Origin of the sequence: Rhizobium sp. Root482 (genome assembly GCF_001426565.1) — a bacterium.
Classification (GTDB): domain Bacteria; phylum Pseudomonadota; class Alphaproteobacteria; order Rhizobiales; family Rhizobiaceae; genus Pararhizobium.
In genome coordinates, this window is record NZ_LMFA01000017.1 from 510 (window position 1) to 17588 (window position 17079).

A 17079-nucleotide genomic window follows, 5' to 3' on the forward strand; every position below is an offset into this window, starting at 1 on the left:
TCCGGCCGAAGCCGAAGAACGATATTACGCAGCGCTGGACGCACCAGCCTTGGCCGCATAACTTAAACCAAACGGTCTCCGGTAAACTCGGGGCGGTTCACTTTTCGCTGCTCTGAATGTTCTCGACGGCTCCGTCATCGGCCGCAACATGCAGCGTCACCGGCATCAGGAGTTCATCCGCTTCCTCAACACGATTGAAGCTCAGTTGCCCAAGGATAAGGCGGTTCACGTCATCCTGGACAACTACGCCACACACAAACAGCCCAAAGTCCGGGCCTGGTTGGCGCGGCACCCGCGCTGGACCTTCCATTTCGTTCCGACATTATGTTCCTGGCTGAACGCCGTCGAGGGTTTCTTCGCAAAACTCACCCGCCGTCGGCTGAAGAACAGTGTCTTTCATTCGGTCGTTGATCTTCAGGCAGCCATCAACCGCTTTATCAAAGAGCATAATGAAGAGCCAAAGCCGTTCGTCTGGAAAGCAGACCCTGACGACATCATCGCAGCCGTCCGACGTGGGCACCAAGTGTTGGAATCAAACCACTAGCTTTGCAGTTATGAAACTCATCGGCGAGTGGCTAACTGTCTCAGCGGCGGCGCTCCAGGCGTTGATCGGTGGCAAGACCGTTGATCTCCGGTTCAATATCGAACAGGGCATCGATCCGTTTGACGGCCTCCAATGCCATTGGCGAGATCGGCGCAGCTTTGCTGCCACGCTTGGCTTTCGCAGTGATGTCGGCCAGTACGAAGAACTTGCGGCGTGAATGTGTCCAGCAGAGTGCTTGGCGCAGAGGCGCGGGATCGCGATCCATCTTGAACAGAGGATTGTAGTGCCATAGACATCCGCCTGCAGAATGCCCGAGAAAGGTTTTCAGGTGGCGTTCGGGATGCTCTCGTCGCCTGTCTCGCGATGAGTAGAACAAAGCCGCAGACGGTGATGGCCAGCCAAACGGCCGGTCATCCCGGACATAGGTCCAGATATGCCTGTATCGGTCTTTCCCTTCGCCAGGATCGGCACGGTCATGTCGTCGCCATGCATTCGCTCGGCCGCCAGGACACGGGCCTCGATCAACGACTGGATTGGCTTGAGGGCTGCGGCACCGGGCGCTTACGACTCATTTGTGGAACGGTCCGGATAGCAAGGTTTTCCGCGTGAGTCGCCGTCGGACGGTGCAGTCATATGTCCGGCCTGTGAGCGCGGTCAGCCACACTGCTTGCGCCGGTTCGCGCTGAATGCCGTAAAGGTAGGCGATGCACGATCGCGCTGGCCTGCGTCAAGAACATAATCCCCAACCGCAACTATCGCAGGCGAAACGGTATTAATTACCGATCGCTGCGCTGCCTTCTCTTCAATCAGCATCGCAGTTTCCTGCTTCCTGGTCGTGTTAACGCGCCGCATGCTAAGCGACCCGCGACAACAACCTGCCAACAGACTCCTTGGCGTCGCCGTAGAACATGCGGGTGTTGTCCTTGTAGAAGAGGGGATTCTCAATGCCGGAGTAGCCGGTGCCCTGACCACGCTTGGAAACGAACACCTGCTTTGCCTTCCACACTTCCAGCACCGGCATGCCGGCGATGGGCGAATTCGGATCATCCTGCGCCGCCGGGTTGACGATGTCGTTCGAGCCGATGACTATGACTACGTCGGTCTCGTGGAAGTCTTCGTTAATCTCGTCCATTTCCAGAACGATGTCATAGGGTACCTTCGCTTCAGCGAGTAGCACGTTCATATGGCCCGGCAGGCGGCCGGCGACGGGGTGGATGGCGAATCGAACTGTCTTGCCGGCAGCCCTGAGTTTGCGCGTCAGTTCGGAGACGGACTGCTGCGCCTGCGCCACTGCCATGCCGTAGCCCGGAACAATGACGACACTGTCAGCATCGTTGAGGGCGGCGGCCACGCCATCGGCATCGATGGCGATCTGCTCGCCGATGATCTCCATCGCAGGGCCGGTCGTCGCACCGAAACCGCCGAGGATCACTGAGACGAAGGAGCGGTTCATCGCCTTGCACATGATGTAGGAGAGAATCGCCCCCGATGAACCGACCAGCGCGCCGGTGACGATCAGAAGGTCATTGCCGAAGGTGAAGCCGATGGCGGCGGCTGCCCAGCCGGAATAACTGTTCAACATCGACACCACCACCGGCATATCGGCACCACCGATGCCCATGATGAGGTGGTACCCGATGAAGAAGGCGGCGCACGTCATCAGGATGAGTGGCCATGCACCGGCTCCATTGATGTAGAGCGCGAGCAGGAGCAGCGAGAGGAGCAAGGCTCCGGCATTGAGGACATGACCGCCCGGCAGTTTCCTGGCCTTGCCGTCGACCTTGCCGGCCAGCTTGCCGAAGGCGACGATCGAGCCCGTGAAGGTGGCCGCACCGATGAAGATACCGAGAAACACCTCGACCTTCAGGATCACCAGTTCCACCGGTGCCTTATGGGCAAGGATTGCCGCAAAGCCCGAGAGTGCCGTCCGCTCCGCCTCATTGAGGCCAGCGACATACACCGCCTCGATATGCGCATTGAACCCGATGAAGACGGCAGCGAGGCCGACGAAGGAATGCAGGGCCGCGACGAGTTGCGGCATCTCCGTCATCTGTACGCGGGCGGCGATCAGATGGCCAAGCACGGCGCCGCCGGCGATCATCGCCAGCACGATGAACCTGTTGCCCGTATCCGGCCCGAAGACGGTGGCGGCAACGGCGAGCGCCATGCCGGCGATGCCGTACCAGACCGCACGCTTGGCGCATTCCTGGCCGGACAAGCCGCCGAGCGACAGGATGAAAAGGATGCCTGCCGCGATACAGGCGGCTGAAATAAGACCGATAGTCATGGTGTTTCCCCTGCGATCACGACTTCTGGAACATGGCGAGCATGCGCCGGGTGACGAGGAAGCCGCCGACGATGTTGACCGTGGTGATGAGAACGGACACGGCTGCAAGGGTGACCACCAGCCAGTTGCCCGAGCCGATCTGCAGCAAGGCACCGAGAATGACGATGCCGGAAACCGCGTTGGTGACGGCCATCAACGGTGTGTGCAGGGAATGCGATACGTTCCAGATCACCTGGAAGCCAACGAAGCAGGCAAGCACGAAGACGATGAAGTGGCTCATGAAGGCAGGAGGAGCGACGGCACCGACGATCAGCAGAAGTGCAGTACCGACGGCCAGAAGACCGATCTGGTTGCGGGTCTGCCCCCGGAAAGCGGCGGCGTCTCGTGCCCGCCGTTCCTCCGGCGTCGGATCCTTTGCCTTCTCCTGCCGCATCTGCGCTGCGATCGCCGCGATTTTCGGCGGTGGCGGCGGCCAGGTGACCGCCCCATCGAAGGCCACCGTCGCACCGCGAATGACATCGTCCTCCATGTTGTGGACGATGGCTCCATCCTTGCCCGGCGTCAGGTCGGCCAGCATATGGCGGATGTTGGTGGCGTAGAGCGTTGAAGCCTGCGCCGCCATGCGGCTTGGAAAATCGGTGTAGCCGATGATGATGACGCCGTTGTCGGAGACGATGCGCTGCTCGGGAACCGTCAGATCGCAATTGCCGCCGCGCTCGGCGGCAAGATCGATCACCACCGAGCCCGGCTTCATTGCCGCGACCATATCGGCCAGCCACAACTTCGGCGCGTCGCGGCCGGAAATCAGCGCCGTGGTGATGACGATATCGATCCCGGGTGCCAGCTCGTGAAACTTCTCCAGTTGCGTCTCGCGGAATTCCGGAGAGGATGGCGCGGCGTAGCCGCCGGTCGCGGCCCCGTCCTGCACTCCGCCATCAAAATCGAGATAGACGAACTCCGCGCCCATGCTTTCGATCTGCTCGGCCACTTCCGGCCGCACGTCGAACGCGTAGGTCTTCGCACCGAGAGAGACGGCAACGCCGGTGGCGGCAAGTCCGGCCACGCCGGCGCCGATCACCAGCACTCTCGCCGGCGGCACCTTACCGGCCGCGGTGATCTGGCCGGTGAAGAAACGCCCGAAATTGTTGCCGGCCTCGATGACGGCGCGATAGCCCGCGATGTTGGCCATCGAGGACAGGGCATCCATCTTCTGGGCCCGCGAGATGCGCGGCACCATGTCCATGGCAATGACGTTGGCGCCCGTCGCCCGTGCCTGCTCCAGCAGTGCACCGTTCTGCGCGGGGTAAAAGAACGAGATCAGCGTCTTGTCGGCCGACAGCCGTTCGATTTCCGCAGGCTCTGGCGGACGAACCTTCGTGACGACGTCGCATCGTTCGAAAAGCGCGGCCGCCGTATCGACGACGGTAACACCTGCGGCACGATACGCATCGTCGGAAAACCCCGCCCGCTGACCGGCGCCGGCCTCGATGATGCAGCCGTATCCGAGTTTCTGCAGATGGGCGGCACTGTCGGGTGTCAGCGCAACGCGCTGCTCCCCCTGCCAGCGCTCGGCCGGCGATCCAATAAACATTGTTTTTTCCATTTCAGAGAGTGCGAGTTCAATCGACGGGTGTTTAAGAAAACCAACGTCGCCCCCGCCAAAACCATGGCGGAGGCAGCGCCGCTTCCGAGCCAAACATCAGCCACGACACTGCCATCCACCCGACCGGCAGGGCGTTGCACGGTGTCGCGCTCCCCCGGCGTTACCCGTTTAGTCCGTCATTCGGCGGCGGCACCGTAGGCGATATTCCTGCCGCCGTAGCGCCGTACACGAACATTCGCCTGCTCCGCATGGCCGATGAAACCCTCCAGAATGCAAAGACGGGAGCAATATTCCCCGATGCGCACAGCCGCCTCGTCGGTGACGACCTTCTGGTAGGAATGGGTCTTGAGGAATTTGCCGACCCACAGGCCGCCGGTGTAGCGGCCTGCCTTTTTCGTCGGCAGCGTATGGTTGGTTCCGATCACCTTGTCGCCATTGGCGACATTGGTGCGGGGGCCAAGAAACAGCGCGCCATAGGAATGCATGTGCTCGAGGAACCAGTCGTCGCGATCCGTCATGACCTGAACGTGCTCGGAGGCAATATCGTTGGCGACGTCCAGCATTTCCTCATAGGTATCGCAGACGATCACCTCGCCGTAATCGGCCCAGCTCCTGCCCGCCGTGTCCGCCGTCGGCAGGATGCCGAGCAACCTGTCGATCTCTTCAAGGGTTTGCGTGGCAAGCTTCATCGAATTGGTCAGGAGGACCGCAGGCGAATTGTAGCCGTGCTCCGCCTGGCCAAGCAGGTCCGTCGCGCAGAGTTCCGCATCCACCGTGTCATCGGCGATCACCATCGTCTCGGTCGGACCGGCGAAGAGATCGATACCCACGCGACCATAAAGCTGCCTTTTGGCTTCCGCGACAAAGGCGTTGCCCGGCCCCACGAGCATGTGCACCGGCTCGATCGTTTCCGTGCCGATCGCCATGGCGCCGATGGCCTGGATACCGCCCAGTACATAGATTTCATGGGCACCGCCGAGATGCATGGCGGCGATCACCGCCGGGTTCGGCTCCCTCTTGAAGGGTGGCGTTGCGGCTGCGATGCGCGGAACGCCCGCCACAGAAGCCGTCGCGACCGACATATGCGCCGATGCGACCATCGGGAACTTGCCGGCCGGCACGTAGCAGCCGACCGATTGAACCGGAATGTTCTTGTGGCCGAGGATAACACCCGGCAGGGTCTCGATCTCGATATCCGTCATGGAGTTGCGCTGCGCCTGGGCAAAGTTGCGAACCTGCGCCTGCGCGAACCTGATGTCGTCCATGTCCCGCGCCGAGACCTTGTTCATCAACGCCTCGATCTCGCCCGGCGACAGCCTGAAGGACGGCGGCGCGTATCTGTCGAACTTTTCCGAAAGTTCGCGCACGGCGCTGTCGCCACGGCTTTCGATGTCCTTCAGGATATCCTCGACGGTGGTGCGCACCTTCAGGTCGTCCTCCGAGCGTTCCCCCTCGGGCTTTCCGCGCTTGATGTATGTAATGGCCATGGATCGCATCTCCCTTTTCATCGCGAAGGATATGATGCAAAGTAGCTATTGCAAGTTTTCAGTCTCGTAGTGAAAAAATTTCACAAGATAGAGTGCAATGAAGCCAACCGCCAAACAGGTCGCCCATGCCGCGGGCGTATCGATCTCCGCCGTATCGCGCGCCTTCACGCCGGGCGCGCCTCTCGACAGTGAAAAAAGGAAGCGGATATTCGCCGCCGCGGAAGCCATCGGCTACATCAGCCCGGCTCGCCGGACGGCACGGGCCATCGCCGCCGACACGGTAACGCTGGTCGCGGGCGACCTTCACAACCCGTTCTATCCGCTGGTGCTCGACACACTGGCGAAACGGCTGCAGGAAAGCGGCCGGCAATTGCTCGTCTACGCGCTGCCGACCGACACGAATGTCGATACGGTCATTCCCAAGATACTGGCCGCCCGGCCGAGCGCCGTCATCGTCACGTCGGTTTCCCTGACCTCCAACATGGCGCAGGCCTGTCGCCAGCACCGCATTCCGGTCGTTCTCCTGAACAGGATTCAGCGCGACATCCGAATCAACTCCGTCGCCTGCGATAATTTCGCCGGCGGGATGGACGCGGCAAGCCTGCTGCTGGCACGAGACCGCCAGCGCATAGGTTTCATCGGCGGCACGCCGAACACATCGACCCATGTCGAACGGGCTCGCGGCTTCCGCGCAAGACTGAACGAGGCGGGACGCTCCATTCATACGGAGATTGCCGGGCATTTCAGCTACCGCATCGCATATGCCGCAGCTTCGGAACTTCTTTCACGCCCGGATCGACCGGACGCGCTGTTCTGCTGCAACGATATCATGGGGCTCGCCGCCATCGACGCGGCGAAGGATCGAGGCTTGCGCATCCCCGACGACCTTGCGGTCGTTGGGTTCGACGACATTCCCATGGCCGCCTGGACGTCCTATCGGTTGACGACCATCCGCCAGCCGGTGGAGCGGATGGTCCAGGAGGCTCTCAATCTCGTCTCCGAAGCATCCTCGACGGGTTCGAACGAGAGCTCCGTTCGCATCTTGCCCGGAAAGCTCATCATCCGGTCAAGCGCATAGAAACGCGCCCGCCGGACATGATCGAGCCGCGCGGGCGAGCCTCGTAAAAATTCAGAAAATGGCGCTCAATCCGCAGTCCAGCCACCATCCACGATGATGGAAGAGCCCGTCATCAACGCCGAGGCATCCGATGCGAGGAAGACCACCGCGCCCGTGATATCGCCGACGGTGCCGATCCTGCCCAGCTTGATCTTCGAAAGCACCTCCGCCTTGAACCCGTCAGACTTCAGGAAACTGTTGGCCATGGGGGTTTCGACGAAGGTCGGGCAGATCGTGTTGACCCGGATACCGGCGGGGGCGAGATCCACGGCGATGGCCTTGGTCATCCCCTCGATTGCCCATTTCGTGCCGCAGTAGACGGAACGCGTCGCAGCACCGACATGGCCCATCTGCGAGGACATGTTGACGATGCTTCCCGGACGGGCCTCGCGCACCAGCCGCCGGGCAAAAGCCTGCGCCGCGAAGAAGCAGGCGCGCACGTTCAGCGCATAAATGGCATCGAAATCCTCTTCCTTGACGTCCACGAACGTGTCCGTGCGGTTCATTCCCGCATTGTTGACCAGTACGTCGTGCGCTTCGCCGTCCTCGACGAGTGCGGCCATTGCCCTACTGTCGGTGACATCCCCAACCTTCCATGAGGCCTTGCCACCAGAGGCATTTATCCTAGCTGTCAGCTCCTCGATGTCGGAGCCCGTGCGTGACACGAGCGTCACCTGTGCACCGAACGCTGCAAGCGCTTCCGCGGCGGCGGCACCTATTCCCCTGCCCGCCCCCGTGATGAGTGCGCGCTTCCCGTCAAGTCTAAAGCTTGGAATGGACATTCCCAATCCCCTCCCGTTTCACAAAAAAATGGATCGAGCCGACCACATGGCGGCCCGCAATCCCTCGGATGTTTTCAAGAACAGGACTCACCCCAGCCGGGCCGAGCCCCTGATGATGAGTTCTCCAGGCACCCGCACGGCGGCGGGGGGCGAGCCTTTTGGCTCGAGAAGCAGGGACAGCGCCTTGCCCACCATGGATTCGGACGGTTGCCGGACCGTGGTCAGGTCGTATGCCGGCCACGCCGCAGCCGGGATATCGTCAAATCCCACGATCGAGACGTCTCCCGGCACCGATAACCCGAGCCCCGACCGTGCCGCATCGAGCGCCCCAAGCGCCATGACATCGGCAATACAGAAGATCGCATCCGGCCTGGGCGTCTGGGACAACAGGTTCAGGGCGGCGCGGTACCCGCCGTCGTAGCTGTTGCCGCCGACGTCCTCCGAGACGATATCGAGCCCGTGCTGACGCAGGCCTTCCTGCAACCCGATACGCCGTTCGCGGTGGGTCGAGGTATCGACGTGACCGCCGATAAACGCGACCCGACTGTTCCCGCCGCGCACCAGCAGATCCGCCACCTTGCGCGAGGCGACAACATTCTCGCAACAGACCGAATTGATGAAGAAGCTCTCGACTGAACGATTGTAGAGAACCACCGGCGTATTGAGATCTCGCAGGTGATCGTGCATGCGCGACGAAAGCACCGCCGACGTAATGATGATGCCTTCGACCTGGTAGCTTAGCATGGACGGCAGCATCTCGTCGACCGACACGCCATCCGGCACGGAAAGTAGCAGAAGCTGTCGCCCCATGGCATGGATCTTCTGCGTCAGCTTCTCAAGAACGGCAGGATAGTAAGGGTTCTGGAGATCCGCCATGATCACGCCGATCATGGTGGATTTCTGCGTCTGCAGGCTTCTTGCCATTTCGTTCGGTGTGTATCCGAGGCGGGCAGCGAGCTTCTTGATCTCCCGCCGCGTCGTCTCGGAAATCCGTTGGTCATTGGCAAGCGCGCGGGAAACCGTCGATTGAGAGACCCCGGCCGCCTTGGCGATATCCACGGACGTTACCCGCTTGTTCTGCCTCTCGGTCATCTGCGCTACAGTTCCTCTCCATGCCGGTTCGTCCGACCAAGATGGACTGCGAGATCGAAGGCTGCAAGCAGGCCCGAAGGGTCTGCAAGGTTCCTGCCCGCAATATCATAGGCAGTCCCCTGCGAAGCAGTGACGATCGGTATCGGCATGCCGCCCATGACGGTCGCGGTTTGTCCGAATCCCATGGCCTTCAAGGCGATCTGGCCCTGATCGTGGAACATCGTCACGACCATATCGATGGTCTTCTCCTCCACCTGCAGGAAAATCGTGTCGGCAGGATAAAGCCCGACCACGTCAAATCCCTCTGCGCGCAGAACATCGATCGCCGGCAGGAGAACGTCGATCTCCTCACGCCCCATCGCGCCGCCTTCCCCGAGGTGCGGGTTCAGGCCTGCAATCGCGATGCGCGGTTCCGCACCCTTCACCTTGCGCACGGCTTCAGCGCCAAGGCGCGCAGCCGCGAGCACGGATTCGACCGTGATGGCGTCGGCCACCTCGCGAAGCGGAATGTGCGACGTGACCCGCGCGGTCCAGAGCTTGCCCTGACTGTTCAGCTCACAGCAGAAACCCGACACGCCGAGACGCGAGCGGAAAAAATGCAACTCGTCGATATCCGTATGCCCTGCCAGCCAGAGTGCCTGCTTGTTGAGCGGCGCATAGACGATGGCATCCACCGTACCATCGCGAACCGCCGCAGCGGCGGCCTCCAGAGCGGCAAGCGTCGTCGCGCCGCCTTCGGCGGATGCCTTTCCGGGCACGTAGCCTGCCACGTCCTGCGTAGGGACAAGCTGAAAATCGGTCGAATCGGAAAGCGCGCCCAGCCCGGCCACAGCCAGTCCGGAGTGGAAGGCCTCTTCGCTCGCAAAGACACGGATGCGTGCGGCGGCGTCTCTTCGCCGTGCCAGCAATTTTGCCGTGACTTCCGGTCCAACGCCGGACGGATCGCCAGCAACGACGCCGATCACCATTTCTCTCATTTTCTCCCCCTTTGACAACGCAATGGTGATGCAGTAGCACGTATGCATACGTATGCTCAAGTGAAAGTCTCGGAGGAATGACATGATAGCGAGCCCAATACCGAAGCCGGTGTCCGACGAATTGCAAACCCGGATAACAAGCCAGGCCGAAGCGGCACGCAGACTCTCGAACAAGGTAGTCTATGGCGGGCGTTTGCGGGATGCACGCGCTCGCGAGCAGATCGACGTGGAAAATCCGGCGACGGAAGAGACCATCGGCACAATCGCGGCCTGCGGGCGCGAAGATGTCGAAGCTGCCGCTTCATCCGCGCAGGAAGGCTTCCTTACATGGTCCCGCCTGCCCGTGCGCGAGCGCGGGCGCTTCATGCTGCGCGCGGCCGACCATCTGGAAGGACATATCGAGGAAATTGCCCGCCTTGCCGCCTTCGAGACCGGAAACGCGCTCGCCACCCAATGCCGTGGCGAAGCCCGCACGATGGTCGATATCCTGCGGTACTATGGCGGGCTCGTCGCCGAGATTCTCGGCACGTCGCAGGTGACCGAAGCCGATCGCATGATGTTCACCCGCCGCGAACCGCTTGGCATCGTGGGGGCGATCATCCCCTGGAACGCGCCGTTGATGCAGACGACGAACAAGGTTGCCCCGGCGCTTGCCGCCGGCAATTCTATCCTGCTGAAATCGGCGGAACTCGCACCGCTGGCAGTGACACGCATCTTCGAACTTCTGCAGGACGTGCTGCCGCCCGGCGTGGCCAATCTCGTCACGGGGACCGGCGAGGAAGCGGGACGCCTGATATGCGAGCATCCGCTGGTGCGCAAGATTACCTTTACGGGCTCAAGTGCTGTCGGCAGCCGCATCCTGCACTATGCCGCCGACAAGATCGTTCCGGTCACCGCCGAACTAGGTGGAAAGAACCCCTGCATCGTCATGGCGGATGCCAATATCGACAAGGCAGCGCGCGGCATTCTTCAGGGGCTCCGGCTGCAACGGCAGGGCCAGTCTTGCTCGGCCGGCACGCGGATCTACATCCACGATTCGTTGTTCGACGCCGTTATCGGGCGGGTCCTCGAGTTGATCCCCGACTTCCGCATCGGCGATCCGCTCGACGAGGAAACCCAAGTCGGCAGCATCATCTCCCGAAAGCAGTTCGAGCGGGTCAACAGCTATATCGAGATGGCACGCGAAACACCAGGCGCGCGGATTCTTTGCGGCGGCACCCGGCCGGAAGGACTGGATCGCGGCTACTTCTTCACAACCACGCTGATCGAAGGAGTGCCCGCGAACTCGCCCGTCTGCCGTGACGAGATTTTCGGCCCCGTCGCAACCGTCGCGCGGTGGACCGATTTCGACGCAGTAATCGCCGAGGCCAACGACTCCCAATACGGCCTGGCGGCCACGATCTTCACGGAGAACCTGCCCGCCGCATTCGACTTCATAGCCCGCATCGAAGCCGGCTTCATACAGGTCAACCAGTTCGCAGTCGCAGAAGCCAATATCGAATATGGCGGCACCAAGATGAGCGGCATGGGCCGTGAACTTTCGCTTGCCAGCATGATCCAGCACTTCACCTGGTCGAAGACGGTCATCGTCAACACATCGAAAAACTGAAATACGAGGAGAAACATACACATGACGAAGATCGCTTTTCTGGGCCTTGGCAACATGGGGCAACCCATGTCGCGCAACTTGGTCGAAAACGGCTTTGTGGTGACCGGCTACGACCTGTTCCCGCAAGCCATTGAGGCAGCGGAGAAAAATGGCGTGGTTCCCGCGCAGTCCCGTGACGCCGCGATCGCCGATGCGGACATCATCATCACGATGCTGCCGACAGGCAACGACGTGCGCGGCGCCTATATGGAACCGGGCGGCATCATCGAGCGCTCGAAGGAGGGCGCGCTTTTCATCGAGAGCAGCACGATCTCCTCGACGATCACCCGCGAGGTCGCAGCCGTCGCGAAGGCCGCAGGTCGGCGCATGATCGACGCGCCGGTATCGGGCGGCACGCCACGTGCCCATGCCGGAACACTGACCTTCATGGTGGGTGGAGAGGAGGCCGACGTCGCGCAGGCCAGGCCGTTGCTCGAGGCGATGGGCGCGCAGATCTATCACATGGGTGCCGTGGGCACGGGACACACCGCAAAACTGTGCAACAACATGCTGTCCGGAATCTGCATGATCGGGACTGTCGAGGCGCTGGCGCTCGGCGTGGCAAACGGCCTCGATCCGCTGGCACTGACCAACGTGATGAAAAACTCCTCGGGCACCAATTACGCGCTCGAGAAATACCACCCTTTCCCCGGCCTCATGGACGCCGTTCCCTCCGCCCGGAACTTCGAGGGCGGCTTCCGTTCCGATTTCCAGCTGAAGGACATGCGCCTTGCAAAGGAACTCGCCAATAGTTCCAAAACGCTGGCGTCGCTGGGGAATCTCGCCTGCGAGCTTTTCGCGATCCATTGCCAGAATGGCCATTCAGCCGAAGACTATTCCAGCATCATGAAACTGACGCTCGATCTGGAACGCTATTTCGCAGAACAGCAGGCCGACAACGCCTGACCACCCTGGCAGGACCTGAAATGCAAAGAGACCCGCTTCTGGCGGGTCTCTTCATTTGGGCCTTGATCTGCGCGAAGGCGGGTCAGTGCATGAACCGTCCGCCATTCACGTCGAGGATGACGCCGGTGATATAGCTGGAAAGCTCGCTCGACAGAAAATAGCAGGCCTTGGCCACATCATCCGCCACCGCCATTCGCCCGAGCGGGATGCCGGCGATGATCTCCCGGCGCCGGTCTTCCGTCATCCGGTCGCCGAAAATATCGGTATCGACCGGTCCGGGAGAGATCGCGTTGACCCGGATCCCGTGGGGCGCCAGTTCGCGCGCCATCGATTTCGTGATACTGTGCACGCCGCCCTTGGCTGCGGCGTAATGCGGCCCGCCGAAAATGCCGCCGCCGATCTGCGCCGCCATCGAACCGATGTTCACCACCGTTCCCGAACCGCGCTCGATCATGCCGGGCGCCACGGCCTGCACCATGTTCAGCGTGCCGCGCAGGCTGACATTCACCACCAGGTCGAACCGTTCCTGCGTGATCTCCAGCAGCCGGTCGGGCTGGCTTACGCCCGCATTATTGACGAGTATGTCCGGAACGCCGAGTTGAGCCGTCACGACCGCGATGGCGCTCCGGCATGCCTCGGGATCGCTAACGTCGCAGGCAATGCCGATATGGCCCTCGCCCAGCGCGGCCGCCGCTGTGGTGGCCGCCTCCGCGTTGATGTCGAGTATTGCGACCCAGCATCCGGCTTCTGCAAGACGTCTTGCCGAAGCTCCTCCGATACCGCGCGCGCCCCCTCCTCCAGTCACGACGGCAACCTGATGATCGAGCATGTTTCCTCCTTCGATGCAGGGCACCTCGCTCCTCATGTCCAGAGCAAAAATGCCTTATCTATCTGTTTTTATGAAAATTCGGGGCGATGTTGCTCCCGCCCCGATATCGTCCCCTAGCGCAAGGCATGCGGTAGCCAAAGCGCGATGGCTGGCACCAGCAGCAGCAGAATCATGCCCAGAACCTGGAGGACCATGAACTCGCCCATGCCGCGATAAATCGTGGTGAGAGGCCAGGAGGGCATCACGCTACGCAGATAGTAGGCCGACATAGCCACGGGCGGGCTGAGAAACGCCGTTTGCAGATTGACGGCGATCAACGCACCGATCCAGAGCATCGTGTCCATGCGATCCATGCCGAAATCGAGCGCCTCGATTACCGGGAGAAAAATCGGCAGGAAGACGAGAATGATCGCCGGCCATTCGAAAGGCCACCCAAGCACGAAGATCAGCGCCAGGATCATCAACAGTTTCGCCATGTTCGGCATGTCGAGGGCAGCGAGGAACTCGGTGACGACACCGGCGGTTCCTAGCGAGGTGAAGATGGCTCCGAACACATTCGACGCCACCGCAAGAAGCAGCACCATCGCCGACGTAGTGATCGTCGCAATTGCCGCCTCGCGCAGTCTGGCGAACGAGGCCTGCCGATAGAGCACGGCAAGTAGAACCGCGCCCAAGGCCCCGCAGGACGCTGCTTCCGTCGTGGTTGCCAGCCCGCTGAGGATGGTGCCGAGCGTGAAGCCGATCAGGGCAGCAAGCGGCAGCACTCCGCGGACCACTTCGATGAGAGCCTGACGGAGAGGCACGCGCTCATCGAGAGGAACGGCCGGTCCCACATTTGGGCTCATGTAGCTGCGGATCATCGTATACGCGATGTAGACGGCAGCGAGCATCATTCCCGGACCGATGGCGGCCGAATACAACAGGTTGACTGGCACTCCGAGCGTCGGTCCCATCACGATCAACATGATGGATGGCGGCAACAGGATGCCGAGCGTGCCACCCGCCGCAATGGCGCCGGCGGAAAGCGACTGACTATACCCGGCGCGCGCCATCATCGGGCCGGCCATGATGCCGAGAACCACGACGGAGGCGCCCACGATGCCGGTCGCCATGGAGAAAACCGTCGCTGTCAACAGAACCGCCAAATAGAGCGATCCCTTCATCGACGCGAGCAGATCGCGGAACCCCTGGAACAGGCGCTCCATCAATCCGGCGCGCTCCGTCATGAAACCCATGAAGACGAAGAGCGGTATCGCCGGCATTATCTCGTCCTTCATCGTGCCCCAGATCTGCAGATAGGCCAGACTGAAGGTCCGGTTTACCCCGAGACCGGCGGCGCCGAAGGCGAACGCAAGAAACAGCAAGGTGAAGGCGATGGGGAAGCCAACGAAAATGACCGACACCATCGACAGAAGCATGAGGAAGCCCAGGATGACCTCGTATTCCATGGTCAAATCTCCATCTTCTCGTGCTCGACGAGCAGGGAGTTCGTTCGCCATGCATGCAGTGATTTCAACGCTTCGGAAATGCCCTGCAACAACAGCAGCACGGTCGCGACAGGCACCACGAAACGAAACGGCCAGAGCGGCACGCGCCAGATGCCGCTGCTCGACCTTTCGGCAATCGAATAGGAATAGATCGCCATCTTTCCAGACACATAGAGCAGTATCAGCATGGCAGGCGCGAAGAGGCATATATAGGCGATCGTATCGATCGTCCCCTTGGTCCGGGGCGTGAACTTGTCCCAGAACATGTCTGTTCGGATATGCGCACCCTTCATCAGGGCGTAGGCGGAGCCCAGCATGAAGAGAGCGCCGAAGGTCTGCGTCGTAACCTCGAGCGCCCAGATCGTGGGGGCATGGAAAGCGTAGCGCAGGATCACCTCGGCGACGTTCGCCAGAACGAGCGGAACGACGAGCAGGATCAGGAGTCTGGTTGTGAATATTTCGGTGAAGCGGTCTATGCCTTGGATCACCGATAGGCCGAAAGGCTTGTCGGACATGACGTGCTCTGATTTTGGGGTTGGCAAGGGGCAGGAATGCACGGCATGGCACCGTGCATTCCCTTGTCTCAAAGATTGGCCTCTCACCCTTACGACGGCTTGAGTCCTTTCCAGAGCCTACTCGGATTTACCCCAGTAGTAATCGGCAGCGAGGCTGTAGGGTGCCTCGACGGTCTCGCGGCCGGGGACCACCTTGGACGCATAGGTACGCTGCGATTCATAGACCGTCTTGAAGTAGGGATTGGCAGCCGCTTCCTTTTCTGCGATCGCGTCCCACGACTTCAGCGTCTCGAGGAGGATATCCTCCGGCGTGCGATGGATGTTGATGCCACCTTCCTTCAGCTTTTCGAGCGCGTCGGCATTCAGCTTGTTGAGCTTGACCATGTAGCGGAATGTCGCTTCCCAGGTCGCCGAGCGCATGATTTCCTGAAGGTCGGGGGTAAGGCTTTCCCAGACTTCGCCATTGATCATGATCTCGAGAACAGTTGCCGGCTCGTGCATCGACGTCAGGTAATACTCCTTCCAGACGGTCTGGAAGCCCATGGCCGAATCCTCGTGAGGTCCGGCGAATTCGGCGCAATCGATGGTGCCGCGCTCGCCCGACGGCACGATTTCGCCGCCCGCAATGTTGACCGCAGCCATGCCCGACGGCGCGAATACTTCGGCGGTCATCCCGGTCTGGCGACATTTGCGGCCAGCCAGATCCGACCAACCGTTGATTTCCTGCTTGAACCAGCCCAGCGGCTGCTGGCCCGCATAGGTCATCGGGAACGGCACGACGTCCAGCTTGAGCTGCTCGCGGTAGAAGCCCTGATAGAGTTCGAGCCCGCCGCCATCGTAAATCCAGCCGACATAATCCAGCGCGTCCATGCCGAACGGGCCGCCGGGTGCCGGACCGAAAAGGGTTGCAGCGCTGTTCTTGCCGACCGAATAGGCCGGAGCGGACTGTCCGCCATCCAGAACACCCTGCGCAATCGCGTCCACCACCTCGTAGGCCGGAACCAGAGCGCCCGCCGGCATCGTTTCGATGACAAGGCGGCCACCGGACATCTTGCCCACGCGCTCGCCCCAGTACTGAAGGCTTTCGTAGGTCGGCGTACCCGCCGGATAGGACGTCTGGAACGTCAGCTTCCGGCTGTCCTGCGCCTCTGCCGGAGAAATGCCCAGCATTGCAACCGCGACTACAAGACCTTTAAGACCATAACTCTGTTTCATGTTCGGTTTCCTCCCGTGAAATTGTCCGCCTCCCAGCGGACCAAAATTCGCCACCCCTGTATAGATGACGAAAGCCCCTCGCTCTGAGCACATCATTCTATGCATTCGTATGCGCACCATACTTAGATCGGGTATTTGTGTCAAACAGGATCGCGGTGGAATTACGCCCCCTCCAGAAGACTGGACATGCTAGGGCTTGAGATTGCGAGCGAATGAACTCGCGCCGAGGTTATGAATTCAAGCGCTCTGTGGGTAATTGTTGCAGTGCACGAACCAGAATGGCCGTTGAGCGGCGGCGGTTTAAGCATGCGGCGCGGGATTAACCGACTTGACCTGAGACCCCAATTCCCCTCCAGTTTTCGGGGATCAGACCAGAGTGACTATTTCTGACGTGAGAGTGTTCCATAATGAAAAACTCTACACTCTGATCTAAATTAACCGCGGTCGAACGGATTATAACGGCCTTGCTGTGATAGACATATATCAGACCATGTCCGACCTGAGAGATAGGTGACGTTTTGTACCGGAGACATCGGTAACACTTTTCGCTTTTTGCGGGAGGTGTTGATGCCGTGGAGAGAGACTTCGGT

General features: G+C 60.9%; 14 protein-coding genes and 2 pseudogenes. 4 read left to right on the top strand and 12 right to left on the bottom strand.

The window, feature by feature from the left end:
- Positions 1 to 97 precede the first annotated feature (97 nt).
- Positions 98 to 544 (top strand): annotated as a pseudogene (locus ASD31_RS12055) (IS630 family transposase); the annotation flags it as partial.
- Between the two features lie 43 nt (positions 545 to 587).
- Here ASD31_RS12055 and ASD31_RS25500 read toward each other — a convergent pair.
- The 5 genes and pseudogenes from ASD31_RS25500 to hisD all read right to left on the bottom strand — a co-directional run.
- A pseudogene (locus tag ASD31_RS25500) lies at positions 588 to 1096 on the bottom strand (IS66 family transposase); the annotation flags it as partial.
- Between the two features lie 102 nt (positions 1097 to 1198).
- Entirely contained in the window at positions 1199 to 1357 is a 159-nt protein-coding gene (locus tag ASD31_RS12065) for a hypothetical protein (RefSeq protein WP_156392628.1), read from the bottom strand.
- Positions 1358 to 1397: 40 nt separating this feature from the next.
- Complete coding sequence (locus ASD31_RS12070; RefSeq protein WP_056333589.1) at positions 1398 to 2831, bottom strand: NAD(P)(+) transhydrogenase (Re/Si-specific) subunit beta; 1434 nt, start codon at positions 2829 to 2831, stop codon at positions 1398 to 1400.
- Between the two features lie 16 nt (positions 2832 to 2847).
- Complete coding sequence (locus ASD31_RS12075; RefSeq protein ID WP_056333593.1) at positions 2848 to 4422, bottom strand: Re/Si-specific NAD(P)(+) transhydrogenase subunit alpha; 1575 nt, start codon at positions 4420 to 4422, stop codon at positions 2848 to 2850.
- Between the two features lie 188 nt (positions 4423 to 4610).
- Positions 4611 to 5921 carry a histidinol dehydrogenase gene (gene hisD / locus ASD31_RS12080; RefSeq protein WP_056333626.1) on the bottom strand — a complete coding sequence of 437 codons (1311 nt, stop codon included), beginning with the start codon at positions 5919 to 5921 and terminating at the stop codon, positions 4611 to 4613.
- Positions 5922 to 6018: 97 nt separating this feature from the next.
- On the opposite strand from hisD, the gene ASD31_RS12085 reads away from it, so the two are divergent.
- Positions 6019 to 6999: a substrate-binding domain-containing protein gene (locus ASD31_RS12085; protein WP_056333596.1), complete on the top strand. Its 981-nt coding sequence runs from the start codon at positions 6019 to 6021 to the stop codon at positions 6997 to 6999.
- A gap of 65 nt (positions 7000 to 7064) precedes the next feature.
- On the opposite strand, the gene ASD31_RS12090 is transcribed toward ASD31_RS12085, so the two are convergent.
- From ASD31_RS12090 to ASD31_RS12100, 3 genes are all read right to left on the bottom strand, one after another.
- Complete coding sequence (locus ASD31_RS12090) at positions 7065 to 7820, bottom strand: SDR family NAD(P)-dependent oxidoreductase (protein WP_056333598.1); 756 nt, start codon at positions 7818 to 7820, stop codon at positions 7065 to 7067.
- Between the two features lie 87 nt (positions 7821 to 7907).
- On the bottom strand, positions 7908 to 8912 hold the full coding sequence (locus tag ASD31_RS12095) for a LacI family DNA-binding transcriptional regulator (RefSeq protein ID WP_056333601.1): 1005 nt from the start codon (positions 8910 to 8912) through the stop codon (positions 7908 to 7910).
- Positions 8913 to 8917: 5 nt separating this feature from the next.
- Positions 8918 to 9889 carry a 4-hydroxythreonine-4-phosphate dehydrogenase PdxA gene (locus ASD31_RS12100; RefSeq protein WP_162251156.1) on the bottom strand — a complete coding sequence of 324 codons (972 nt, stop codon included), beginning with the start codon at positions 9887 to 9889 and terminating at the stop codon, positions 8918 to 8920.
- 82 nt (positions 9890 to 9971) lie between these two features.
- Here ASD31_RS12100 and ASD31_RS12105 point away from each other — a divergent pair, with 82 nt between their 5' ends.
- Together ASD31_RS12105 and mmsB are read left to right on the top strand one after the other, a co-directional pair.
- The gene (locus tag ASD31_RS12105) at positions 9972 to 11498 is read left to right on the top strand and encodes an aldehyde dehydrogenase family protein (protein WP_082520547.1); all 1527 of its coding nucleotides are present in this window, start codon (positions 9972 to 9974) and stop codon (positions 11496 to 11498) included.
- Between the two features lie 21 nt (positions 11499 to 11519).
- Positions 11520 to 12443: a 3-hydroxyisobutyrate dehydrogenase gene (mmsB, locus tag ASD31_RS12110; protein ID WP_056333609.1), complete on the top strand. Its 924-nt coding sequence runs from the start codon at positions 11520 to 11522 to the stop codon at positions 12441 to 12443.
- Positions 12444 to 12525: 82 nt separating this feature from the next.
- Here the strand turns inward: mmsB and ASD31_RS12115 are convergent, their stop codons facing one another.
- The 4 genes from ASD31_RS12115 to ASD31_RS12130 all read right to left on the bottom strand — a co-directional run bounded on the left by ASD31_RS12115 (position 12526) and on the right by ASD31_RS12130 (position 16489).
- Positions 12526 to 13272 carry an SDR family NAD(P)-dependent oxidoreductase gene (locus tag ASD31_RS12115; RefSeq protein WP_056333612.1) on the bottom strand — a complete coding sequence of 249 codons (747 nt, stop codon included), beginning with the start codon at positions 13270 to 13272 and terminating at the stop codon, positions 12526 to 12528.
- A 113-nt stretch (positions 13273 to 13385) separates the two neighbouring features.
- Positions 13386 to 14720, bottom strand: coding sequence for a TRAP transporter large permease (locus ASD31_RS12120; protein ID WP_056333615.1), 1335 nt, complete (start codon positions 14718 to 14720; stop codon positions 13386 to 13388).
- A gap of 2 nt (positions 14721 to 14722) precedes the next feature.
- A complete protein-coding gene (locus ASD31_RS12125; protein WP_056333620.1) occupies positions 14723 to 15274 on the bottom strand; it encodes a TRAP transporter small permease subunit in 552 nt (183 codons plus the stop codon).
- A 117-nt stretch (positions 15275 to 15391) separates the two neighbouring features.
- Positions 15392 to 16489: a TRAP transporter substrate-binding protein gene (locus ASD31_RS12130; RefSeq protein WP_056333623.1), complete on the bottom strand. Its 1098-nt coding sequence runs from the start codon at positions 16487 to 16489 to the stop codon at positions 15392 to 15394.
- Positions 16490 to 17079 lie beyond the last annotated feature (590 nt).